Annotated in this window: 9 protein-coding genes; all 9 read right to left on the bottom strand. The window is 64.7% G+C overall.

The annotated features are described in order from the left end of the window. Positions 1-429: 429 nt before the first annotated feature. A complete protein-coding gene (locus JOY90_RS27925; RefSeq protein ID WP_291694326.1) occupies positions 430-2,748 on the bottom strand; it encodes an ATP-binding protein in 2,319 nt (772 codons plus the stop codon). Positions 2,749-2,964: 216 nt separating this feature from the next. Beyond that, positions 2,965-4,356, bottom strand: a complete 1,392-nt coding sequence (locus JOY90_RS27920) for a cation-efflux pump (RefSeq protein ID WP_291694325.1) — start codon at positions 4,354-4,356, stop codon at positions 2,965-2,967. A gap of 111 nt (positions 4,357-4,467) precedes the next feature. Next, positions 4,468-5,436 (bottom strand): zinc-binding dehydrogenase, encoded by a 969-nt coding sequence (locus JOY90_RS27915; protein ID WP_291694324.1) that lies wholly within the window; start codon positions 5,434-5,436, stop codon positions 4,468-4,470. A gap of 153 nt (positions 5,437-5,589) precedes the next feature. Continuing rightward, positions 5,590-6,588 (bottom strand): nitronate monooxygenase family protein, encoded by a 999-nt coding sequence (locus tag JOY90_RS27910; protein ID WP_291694323.1) that lies wholly within the window; start codon positions 6,586-6,588, stop codon positions 5,590-5,592. A 186-nt stretch (positions 6,589-6,774) separates the two neighbouring features. Then, positions 6,775-7,191 (bottom strand): CBS domain-containing protein, encoded by a 417-nt coding sequence (locus JOY90_RS27905; RefSeq protein WP_291694322.1) that lies wholly within the window; start codon positions 7,189-7,191, stop codon positions 6,775-6,777. Positions 7,192-7,392: 201 nt separating this feature from the next. Then, positions 7,393-8,694 (bottom strand): oxalate/formate MFS antiporter, encoded by a 1,302-nt coding sequence (oxlT, locus tag JOY90_RS27900; protein WP_291694321.1) that lies wholly within the window; start codon positions 8,692-8,694, stop codon positions 7,393-7,395. Positions 8,695-8,977: 283 nt separating this feature from the next. Further along, entirely contained in the window at positions 8,978-9,112 is a 135-nt protein-coding gene (locus tag JOY90_RS27895; RefSeq protein WP_291694320.1) for a hypothetical protein, read from the bottom strand. A 307-nt stretch (positions 9,113-9,419) separates the two neighbouring features. After that, positions 9,420-10,697: a formyl-CoA transferase gene (frc, locus tag JOY90_RS27890; protein WP_291694319.1), complete on the bottom strand. Its 1,278-nt coding sequence runs from the start codon at positions 10,695-10,697 to the stop codon at positions 9,420-9,422. 48 nt (positions 10,698-10,745) lie between these two features. After that, the coding region (oxc, locus tag JOY90_RS27885; protein ID WP_291694318.1) for an oxalyl-CoA decarboxylase at positions 10,746-11,826 on the bottom strand (1,081 nt) is incomplete at its 5' end.

Below are 11,826 nucleotides of genomic sequence, written 5' to 3'. Positions count from 1 at the left end.
TGGTGTCAAGTTCGCGATGATGCTTCGCATCACGCGGGCGATGGTGGCTAGCAAGCCCGGTACACCAGGGAGAGCGCGGAGCAGCCGTTAGACCATCGCGCAGGGAAGGCCGGGTATCCTCGGCTGAGCCTGTGGTTCCTGCCCCGTGCGTTTCCTGCTGCACAGGGGCCATGGGCACCAGCCGGTGCCCGGTCTTCCCTGCGCCCTCTCGCTTCTCAGGAGGGTCTCGTCTTTGCAAAACTCGGGCGCCCAGCGCCGCGGGAACGCGAGGTCCTGGCTGTTTGACACTTACCAAGGCGCGAAGCGCCGTGTCCATCATTGCTCTACGGCGTTGCGCCCAAAATGGTGGGTACGCTCCTGCCTTTGTGTGTCGGGCATCGGAGCGAGATGACGCTCAGCCCACCCTCCCGATCTCATTATGTATCAGGCTCACGCCGCGGCCGACATCCGCCGCCTATCTCGATCGGGGTCGCGTGGCAGCGAGACCCGCACCACGGTGCCGGCGCCAAGCTTCGAACGCAGCTTCATTGTTCCGCCGTGGAGCTGCGTCAGCGAGCGCGCGATCGCAAGCCCGAGCCCCGAGCCGTGATAGGTCTTGGTGAGCTGGCTTTCGACCTGCTCGAACGGGCGGCCGAGCCGCGCCAGCGATTGCGGCGCGATGCCGATGCCGGTGTCGGCGATCACCAGCGAGATGCGGTCCTCCAGCACGCGGCTGCGGACGATCACGCGGCCGCCGTCGGGGGTGAACTTCACCGCGTTCGACAACAGGTTGACGATGATCTGCTTGGTGGCGCGGCGGTCGGCCACCACCGAGATCGCCTTCTCGATGTCGGCGTCGAGCGTCAGGTTCTTGTCCTCGGCGCGGCCCGACACCACGCGCAGCGATTCCGCGAGCGTCCGGGAGAGATCGAGGCTCTCCATGTCGAGCTTCATCCGTCCGGCCTCGATCTTCGACATGTCGAGGATGTCGTTGATCACCTCGAGCAGGTAGTGGCCGCTGGTCAGGATGTCGTGGCAGTATTCGCGATACTTCTCCGAGCCCAGCGCGCCGAACATGCCGCTCTCCATGATCTCGGAGAAGCCGATGATGGCGTTGAGCGGCGTGCGCAGCTCGTGGCTCATATTGGCGAGGAATTTCGACTTGGTCTGGTTGGCTTCTTCGGCGCGCCGCTTCTCCTGGGAGTATTTCTCGGCGAGATCGGCGAGCTCCAGCGCCTGCCGTTCCAGCGCGGCCTGCGAGCGGCGGAGATCGTTGACGGTGGCGCGCAGGCGAAGGTCGTTGTCGACCAGCTTCTGCTCGTGCTCCTTGATGCGGGTGATGTCGGTGCCGACCGAGACATAGCCGCCGTCCTTGGTACGGCGCTCGCTGATGTGCAGCCAGCTGCCGTCGTCGAGCTGCGCCTCGAAAGTGCGTGCGCCCGGGCTGCCTGCCTCCTGCGAGCGGCTGCGCACTTCCGGCATGCGGCCGACCTCGATCACGGTCTCGTAGGAGGTGCCGGGGATCACGGCGGAGTCCGGCAGCTTGTGCAGCCGCTGGAAATGCGAATTGCACAGCACCAGGCGATTGCCGGCGTCCCACAGCACGAACGCCTCGGGGATGGTCTCGATCGCGTCGCGCAGCCGCAGGTCCGCCTCGACCGTCTTCTCCGCGAGGCTCTTCTGTTCGGTGATGTCGACGGCGATGCCGATCAGATGGACGCCGGCGTCGCCCGAGCCCTGGCTGCGCTCGCAGCGCACGCGCAGCCAGATCCAGTGGCCGTCGGTGTGCTGCATGCGGAAAGTCTGGTCGATGTGGTCGATGTCGCCCGCCATCAACTGGTCGGCGATCGCGAACAGGTCGATGTCGTCCGACTTCACCAGCGCGTTGACCTCGCCGAACGTCAAGAGATCGCTGCGGCTGTCGAGGCCGAGCATGGTGAACATCGACTGCGACCAGAAGATCCGGCCGCGCGACAGGTCCCAGTCCCACAGGCCGCAGCGGCCGCGGTTGAGCGCGGTATCGATCCGGCCGCGCACGGCGTCGTTGATCAGGTCGCCCTCGCGGGCGCGGGTCGATTGCCAGTGGAAGGCGAAGCCCAGGATCAGCACGACGAAGCCGGTGGTCGCCGACAGCGTGACCGACAGCGCCGAATCCGAGCCCCACAGCGGCTGGTTTCGCTCCTGGATCACGATGACCTGGCCCGGCAGGGACTTGATCAACTGCGAGGTGGCCAGCGCGCCATAGCCGTTCGGCAGCGTCACGTCGATGACCGCGCCCTGCAGGTTCGGTGCGGCGAGGAGCTGGGCGGAGCTGATGGTGTCGAGCACGCCGTCGGCCTCGCCGAGGCTGGCGTCGAGGGGCATGCGCGCCAGAATGTGATGGTCGCCGCCGATGATGATCACGTGCCGGCCGGCCGCGATCCCCCAGGACGGCAGCATGTCGGCCAATCGGGCCTGCAATCGCTCGATGTTGGTCAGCCGCTCGATCCTGATCGAGGTCAGGCGATCGACGCGCTCGGCGAGCACGTCGGCAAGCGCTGCGAGATCACGCCTGGCGGCGGCGCGCTTCTGCCGGCCCTGGTCCAGCACCTGGACGAAGGCGCCGAGGCAGATGGTGATGAGGAAGGCGATGATCAGGGTGGGCACGGCGCGGCGCAACGCCGGCTCAGCAATCAGCAGCCTGTGGTAGGCTGGCTTTGCGATCGATTGCGCCAGTCCTTTGATCGAATCGGACTGGCCGCACGCGTTCGCCGCATGCGCACGCGCCATGCCTGGGACCCCCACGGAGATTCATCCTGCTCACGCTTCGGAAGAACCCCCACGCTGCTCCCGAATCATCATGATTTGAATCCAGATTTCTCAGGCTGTCGAGAGTCAACGATTCCTTAACGCAAATAATTCTTGTCCAATGGAGAAAAGTGCCAGGGAAATTACGGCAAAGCCGAGTCGGAAACGGAAATTTTCGGCCAAATTCCTAACACGCGCTCAAGCGCGCGGCGGCTCGGCATGACTGATCACGCGCTTCACCGACGGGAAGGCGCGGCGCAGGTTTCGTTCGATCTCGTCGACATTGTCATGGACCCTGAGCACGCTCATCGACGGCGCCGCACGGCAATGGAAATTGACGATCTCGCCGGCATCGGTGTCGCGGACCCGGACATTGTGAACGTCGTGGATCTCGGTCGCGGCCGCAAAGCGCATCAGCGCCGCCCTGATCGTCTCGATGCGCTCGGGCACGGCATCGGCGCCGAACGGCAGCTCCGGCTCCAGCGGCTCGATATGGGTATCGATCTCGAGGTCGGTGCCGAACTCTTCGCTGATATTGCGTTCCAGCCGGCCCGCGATGTCGTGAGCGGCGATCAGCGCCATGCCACCATCGACCTCGAGGTCGATCGAGACCGTGAGCTTGCCGCCGAGATCATGCACGGTGACGTGGTGGACCGCGAGACCGGCATTGCGCGCGATCACCATGATGCGCTCGCGGACGGTTTCGTTGTCGAGCGCGACCGGCAGGGCCGTGAACGTCAGGTCGGCATCGCCAAGCGCGCGCGTGACCGCGGCCTGCGCCCTCTGTTTGACCTCGTCGACGCGATCGATCGGGTAGGTGCGGGGCACCTTGACCGCGGCGTCGACGAAATGCGTGGCGCCCACCATGCGGATGCGCAGGCGGTCGATGTCGACCACGCCGGGAACGCCCGCGATCGCCACGCGCGCCTTCTCGGGCGCGCCTTCGGGCGCGCGGTCGACCAGGGTTTCTACGGTGGAACGCGCGAGCCGCAATCCCAGCGCCGCGATCATGATCGCAACTGCGATCGCGGCGGCGGAATCGCCCCACCCGAATCCCAGTCCCGCGAGCGCGAGCCCGATGATCACGGCGATCGAGCCGAGCACGTCGGACGCGAAATGCAAAGCGTCGGCGGCCAGCGCCTGGCTGTGGGTTCTGCGCGCCGCGCGATGCAGCGCCCGCGCGCGCCAGAAGTTCACGGCGATGTCGATCACCAGGACGACGAAGGGCACCGCCGAGATGACGGGCGGCGCCGTGCCCTCCTGCAGCCGGCTGTAGGATTCGACCAGGATGCCGCCGGCGAGGACGTAGAGCAGGGCAATGACGCCGAGCGCGGAGATGCTTTCCAGCTTGCCGTGGCCGTAATGATGTTCGGCATCTGCCGGGCGGTCGGACACCCGCACGACCATCCAGGTGACGACGGTGGCGATGACGTCGACCGAGCTGTGCAGCGCCTCGGAGACGAGCGCCAGCGAGCCGATCAGGATGCCGACGACGAATTTTGCCACCGCCATGCCGGCGCTGGCGAACACCGAGATGGCCGCGACGCGGGTCTTGCCGCCTGTCTTGCCGCTTGGGACGTGGTCGTTCATGAGCGCCGATGTAGCAGTCCGCCCGGACCCATGAAAGCAGGGATCGGACGATACGCACCGCCGATCGCCGCCGTTGCTAATGCGAACTGTTCCGATCTCGGGCCGCCGACATCAAAGCGTCACGACGATCTTGCCGAGATGCCGGTTGGCTTCCATGTGCTCGAACGCCTTGCCGATGTCGTCGAAGGGGAACACGCGGTCGATCGGCAATTGCAGCTTGCGCGATTCCACCGCGCCCCAGATGTCCTTCCCGACCTCGTCGAAGATCGCGCGGATCTCCTCCATGGTGCGGGTGCGGAAGGTGACGCCGATATACTGGATGCGGCGCGCCGCATGCAGGTCGAAATTGAAATCGGCATGGGTGCCGCCGAGCCGGCCGACATTGACGATGCGGCCCTTGATCTTCGTCGCCGCGAGGTTCTGGCTTGCGACCTTGCCGGAGACCTGGTCGACGATCAGGTCGACGCCTTCGCCGTTGGTCGCCTTCAGCACCTGATCGACCCAGCCCGGGTCGGAGGAGTCGACCGCGAGGTCGGCGCCGTACTCCTTGAGCCGGCCGCGGCGGGTCGCATCGGTCGAGGAGCCGACCACGAGCGACGCGCCCTTCAGCTTGGCGATCTGCATCGCCATCAACCCGACACCGGAACTCGCGCCCTGGATCAGCACGGTCTGGCCCTGCTGCAGGACGCCATTGGTGACGATAGCGTTGTGCATGGTCGAGAGCGCGACGGGGAGGGTAGCGGCGTCCTCGAAGTTCATGTTGGAGGGCGCGCGGAACAGGCGGCCGTGGTCGGCGAGGGTGTATTCGGCAAACGCGGCGCCGCCCGAGCCCATGATCTTGTCGCCGACCTTGACGCCCTTGGCCTCGGGGCCGAGCTCGGCGACCTCGCCGGCCCATTCCATGCCGAGCACGGTGCCGACGCCGCCGGCGGCGCCATGGCGGTGGCCCTTGGTCATGCCGAGATCGGCACGGTTGAGGCCGCAGGCGTGCACCTTCACCAGCACCTGCGTGCCCTTGGGCGCAGGTTTGGAAACATCCGCGATCGTGGCGCCGTTCGCGCCGTAGACATAGGCTTTCATGGAACTATTCCTCTTGTGTTGGCTCTCATGGTGAGGAGGCGCGAAGGCGCCGTCTCGAACCATGAAGCCCCGACCGTGGCCTCATCCTTCGAGACGCTTGCTTTGCAAGCTCCTCAGGACGAGGGAATGGAGTCGCCTCGTAGCGAAGCCGATTTATTCCGCGGCCTCCCGCTGGGCGCCGGACATCATGCCGCCGAGGCGGCTGCGGATGATGGTCTCGGCCTCGTGCACGATGCGGGAGATGAGCTCGGCGCAGGTGGGGATGTCGTGGATCAGGCCCTGCACCTGGCCGGCCGACCAGATGCCTTCGTCGGCATCGCCGGTGGCGTAGACCATCTTGCCGCGCGCGCCCGCCACGAGCTCGCGGATGTCCTCGAACTTCGCGCCCTCCTTCTCCATCGCCACGACCTTGGTGGAAACCGCGTTCCTGGCGACGCGCGAGGTGTTGCGCATGGTGCGGAAGATCAACTCGGTCTCGCGCTCGTCATTGGCGACGATCTTCTCCTTGATCAGTTGATGGATCGGGCTCTCCCTGGTGCACATGAAGCGCGTACCCATGTTGATGCCGTCGGCGCCGAGCGCCAGCGCTGCGGCGAGGCCGCGGCCGTCGCCGAATCCGCCCGAGGCGATCATCGGGATCTTGACCTTGTCGGCGGCAGTCGGGATCAGGATCAGCCCCGGCGTATCGTCCTCGCCGGGATGGCCGGCGCACTCGAATCCGTCGATCGAGATCGCGTCGACTCCCATGCGCTCGGCCGAGAGCGCGTGGCGCACGCTGGTGCATTTGTGCACGACCTTGATGCCGTGTTTCTTGAACTCGTCGACATGCTCCTGCGGCTTGTTGCCGGCGGTCTCGACCACCTTGATGCCGCTCTCGATGATCGCGCGGCGGTATTCGACGTAGGGCGGCGGCTTGATCGCCGGCAGGATGGTCAGGTTGACGCCGAACGGCTTGTCGGTCATGTCGCGACAGCGTGCGATTTCCTTGGTGAGATCCTCCGGCGTCGGCTGCGTCAGCGCGGTGATGAAACCGAGCGCGCCGGCCTTGGCGACGGCTGCGACCAGCTCGGCTCGGCCGACCCATTGCATGCCGCCCTGCACGATCGGGTGCTCGACGCCGACCAGCTCGGTAAACCGCGTTTTCAGTGCCATTGGCTCAGTGTCCCTGCGCTTCCTCAAGGCCGCATGCGCGGCGCTTCTGTCGTTGTTCGACGGACAGGATGCCGTTCCGCCCCGAAAATGTCCACCGACGCCGGGGTCGGACAGGGCAGCACGATCATGCAGAAGCGCAGGCTTCTATTTCCACGGTGCGGACATCTCGTCCGCGACGCGGCGCGTTCAAGCCGCCACCGCCGCGGCCTCGTCGAAGGCGGCGGCGACGTCGCGCATGCTGATGACGCCCGCGAGGCTGAAATTGTCGATCACCGGCAGATGGCGGATGTGATTCACGTTCATGAGGTGACGCACATGCTCCAGCGAATCCGAAGACGAGCAGGCGACCAGCCGCTGCACCGAGATGAGCTGCGAAACCTTCAAGGCGACGCCGGCCGCGCCGTGCTCGGCGATCGCACGCACCACGTCGCGCTCGGTGAACATGCCGGCCGCGGTGTTGCCCTCGGTCCGAACCACGTCCTTCACCACGAGCGCGCTGATGTTGCTGGCCCGCATCAATTGCGCAGCGACGCCGACCGTTTCGTTCATTCGAACCGTGACGACTCGGGCGGTTTTCTTGCGCAGGATGTCTCCGACTTGCATGGCATTCCTCCCTTCGCGATGAGTTGGTCTCGGGGAAGTCTGGTATACATAATGCCAATTGTCAACCAATATGGTGGCGAACCGCCTGCGGCGAGGAACAGAGCCGAGATGCGAGCGCTGGCATCTGTACCTGTCTTGCTTGGCGCAAAAAGAAAGGCGCATCGGAATGCGCCTTCCCGCTTCAGCGGTGACGGAGAATTGTTACTCGGCGGCGAGCTGGCCGCCCACCGTACCCTTGCCCTCCGAGGCGCTCATCGACAGCCGCAGCGGCCGCACCACGAACAACGCCAGCGCCACCACGACGAAGTTCATGATCGCGGCGACGGCAAACACCATATGCCAGTTTCCGGAATAGTCCTTCAGTACATTGGCAAGCGGGACCACGAAGGCCGACAGGCCCTTTGCGGTGTAGAGCAGGCTGGTGTTGGTGGTGGCATATTTCGGGCCGAAGGTGTCGGTACAGGTCGAGGGGAACAGGCTGAAGATCTCACCCCAGGTGAAGAAGATCAGCGCTGCGCAGATCACGAAGGTCCACGGCGTGGTGCCGGCGCTGCCCAACAGCCAATAGGCGAGGCCGCCCGCGGTGAATGCGATCGCCATGGTGTATTCGCGGCCGATCTGGTCCGACACCCAACCGAAGAACGGGCGGGCGCCGCCATTGGCGAGGTTGTCGATGATGCCGGCGACGATCAGCGTGGTCGCCCCGAACAGGATCACGGTCTGTCCTACACCGTAGTCCTTCGCGATCAGCGCGATCTGGGCCGCAACCATCAGGCCGCTCGCCGACACCAGCACGAACATCAGATAGAGAAGCCAGAAGATCGGCGACATCAGCATCTGGCCGGGCGTGCTCGAAGTCTTGGACTGAAGCACCTTGACGGCGGTCGCTGGCGGCGCCTCGCCGGCGAGCGGCGAGCGCAACAGCCAGGCCAGCACGAAGATGACGGCGCCTTGGCCGAGCGCGAACCAGATGAACGTCTGCGCGTAGCCGATCGAGGCGATCATCATCTGGATCGGAATCACGGTGACCGCAGCGCCGGCGCCGAAACCCGCCGCGGTGAGACCGACGGCGAGTCCGCGCCGGTCGGGAAACCATTTCACGGCATTGCCGACGCAGGTCGCGTAGATGCCGCCCGCGCCGATGCCGGATATGATGGCGCCGAGATAGAGCATCTCAAGCGAATTGGCCCATCCGTTGATCAGCCAACCGATCGCCACGAAGATTCCGCCCACAGCCACCATGAGCTTTGGGCCGCGCTGCGGACCGAGCGTGTCGACGATCCATCCTTCCACCGGCGTCAGCCAGGTTTCGAGCGCGACGAAGATACTGAAGGCGACCTGGATGCTGCCGACATCCCAGGAATGCGCTTTCGCCATCGGGTTGACGAAATAGGTCCAGCCATATTGGAGGTTGGCGATCATCGCCATGCAGATCACCCCGATGATGAGCTGCATCCAACGAAAGCTGTTGCTTACCTGACCGGCCTCGGCGGCTCCATTCATGATGTCCTCCCAAAGGGCGCCTTTTGGTGGAGCGCGACCAGCGGTCGCCCCGGCGCTATTATCCAGAAATTCTGGTATAATATATTCCAATAGGCAAGGTCGATTTTGACGCAGGCAACGGACTAACCATGAAAACATTCAAATACCGTCCAACGCGTCGTTTCGGCAATTTGCCTTGATAGCGCGTGGACTCACCGGACAAGAGTACGGCTTGGCGCGACAAAAAATGGCCCCGAAAATCGGGGCCATTATCAGAGGCTTGTCGCGCCGGCTTCCAGGTTTCTCAGACGCAGCTACGCGGGACGTCCCCGTTTCGGATGGTGATTTCGGCGTAAGCCAGCAGCAAACGGTCCAGTTTGACGAACAGGCGGCTGAAAACGCCCGGGGCAGGCAACGGAAGCGCAACAGTTTTGGACATCGGGTTCCCTTCTGAAAGGACAGCAGTGCTGCCGCATCGGTTTCGAGTGACAGCTAGGTATACCAGATGCCAGAGGCAACCACTTTGTTTGCATAGCAGCATTTTTACTATCGCAAGGCAGCATGCCGGTCATTCTGCCATCAGGCCTGACGCCATTCTGTGTGGCAGGCGAACAGGGTTCCGATGCAAGCTCCAGCATCACGTCGAGGAAGGGTCCGTCGGTTGGTGAGGGGCCTCTCCTGATCAAAGACGGGAAAATGAAAGGGCCGCCCGAAGGCGGCCCTTTGATCTGGAGTGTGTTGGCAGGCTACTCCACGGCCTCCTTGCGCGGCGCGGCGAGCGCTCCCGAATCGTGGATTTCCGCGATCTGGTGATCGCTGAAGCCGAGCACGTCGCGCAGGACCTCATCGGTATGCTCGCCGAGCAGGGGCGAACGCGTCACGTCGCTCGGTGAGTCCGACAGCTTGATGGGATTGCCGACGGAAAGATACTTGCCGCGCCTGGGATGATCGACCTCGACCACGGTGCCGGTCGCGCGCAGCGACTGGTCCTCGGCCAGCTCCTTCATCGACAGGATCGGGCCGCAGGGGATGTCGAACTCGTTGAGGATGTCCATGGCCTCGAACTTGGTCTTGGTCATGGTCCACTGCTCGATGCGGGCGAAGATCTCGTTCAGCCGCGGCAAGCGTGCCGCCGGCTTGGCGTAATCGGCATGCGTCTTCCAGCCGGGCTCGCCGATGACGTCGCAGATCTTCTCCCACACCGGCGCCTGCGTGATGAAATAGATGTAGGCGTTGGGATCGGTCTCCCAGCCCTTGCATTTGAGGATGCGCCCGGGCTGGCCGCCGCCGGAATCATTGCCCGCGCGCGGGGTGGCATCGCCGAACGCAATGCCCTCGCCGAACTGGCTGTATTCCTTCAGGGGTCCGTGCGCGAGGCGCTGCTGGTCGCGCAGCTTCACCCGGCAGAGATTGAGCACGCCGTCCTGCATGGCCGCGGTGACGCGCTGGCCGCGGCCGGTCACGGTGCGCTGGAAGAGCGCGGTGACGATGCCGAGCGCGAGATGCAACCCGGTGCCGCTGTCGCCGATCTGCGCGCCGGTCACGAGCGGCACGCCGTCGCGGAAGCCGGTGGTCGAAGCAGCGCCGCCCGTGCATTGGGCGACGTTCTCATAGACCTTGCATTCCTGGTAGGGGCCGGGGCCGAAACCCTTCACCGAGGCGACGATCATCTTCGGGTTGATGCTCTGGATCTTCTCCCAGGGAAAGCCCATGCGGTCGAGCACACCGGGGCCGAAATTCTCCACCAGCACGTCGCAGGACTTGATCAGCGCAGTCAGCACCTCCTTGCCCTTGGCGTTCTTGGTGTCGAGCGTGATCGAACGCTTGTTGTGGTTCAGCATGGTGAAATACAGGCTGTCCACGTTGGGAATGTCCTGGAGTTGGCCGCGCGTGATGTCGCCGACGCCGGGGCGCTCGACCTTGATCACGTCGGCGCCGAACCATGCGAGCAACTGCGTGCAGGTCGGTCCGGACTGGACGTGGGTGAAATCGAGGATGCGAACGCCCGTCAGCGCCTTGGTCATGATATCCTTCTCCTTGAAACTGTTCGATCCTGCGCCTGAATGCGCGCTTCAGTTGGCCTGATTCTTCTTCAACACGCTCTGTGGATTGAGGTTGCCGATGCGGCCGCTTTCCGAGCCCGCCGCCGGGTCGATCACCGCATTGATCAGGGTCGGCTTGCCGGAATCCATCGCGGCATTCACGGCGCGCTTCAATTCGTCCGGCGAGGTGGCATTGACGCCGACACCGCCGAACGCCTCCATCATCCTGTCGTAGCGTGCGCCCTTGACGAACACGGTGGTCGCGGGATCGCCGCCCGTCGAATTCACGTCGGTGCCGCGGTAAATGCCGTCATTGTTGAAGATCACGATGCAGACCGGCAGGCCGTAGCGGCAGATGGTCTCGACTTCCATGCCGGAGAAGCCGAAGGCCGAGTCACCCTCGACCGCGAGCACCGGCTTGCCGGTCTCGACGGCGGCGGCGATCGCCGAGCCCATGCCGATGCCCATCACGCCCCAGGTGCCGACGTCGAGCCGCTTGCGCGGCTGATGCATGTCGATGACGCCGCGCGCCAGATCGAGCGTGTTGGCGCCTTCGTTGACCAGGATCGCGTCGGGACGCTCCTTGATGATGGAGCGCAGCACGCCGAGCGCGCCATGATAGTCCATCGGCGAATTGTTGTTCATCAGCCGGGGCGCCATCTTGGCGACGTTGTCGTCGCGCTTCGACTTGACGCCGCGGGTCCAGTCGGCGGGCGGTGCGGGCCAATCGCCCATCGCCTCGATGAGCGCGCCGACACACGAGCCGATGTCGCCGACCAGGGGAGCGGCGATCGCGACATTGGAGTCCATCTCCTTCGGCTCGATGTCGATCTGGATGAACTTCTTCGGTGCGTCGCCCCAGGTCTTGCCCTTGCCGTGCGAGAGCAGCCAGTTCAAGCGTGCGCCGATCAGCATGACGACGTCGGCATCCTTCAGCACCATCGAGCGCGCCGCGCCGGCGCATTGCGGATGCAGGTCGGGAAGCAGCCCCTTGGCCATGCTCATGGGCAGGAACGGTGCGCCGCTCTTCTCGACGAAATTCCTGATGGCCTCGTCGGCCTGGGCGTAGGCGGCGCCCTTGCCGAGAATGATCAGCGGACGTTTTGCGTTC

Origin of the sequence: Bradyrhizobium sp. (assembly GCF_019242285.1) — a bacterium.
In the GTDB taxonomy this organism is placed as follows: domain Bacteria; phylum Pseudomonadota; class Alphaproteobacteria; order Rhizobiales; family Xanthobacteraceae; genus Bradyrhizobium.
This window is presented reverse-complemented; position numbering and strand designations above follow the sequence as displayed.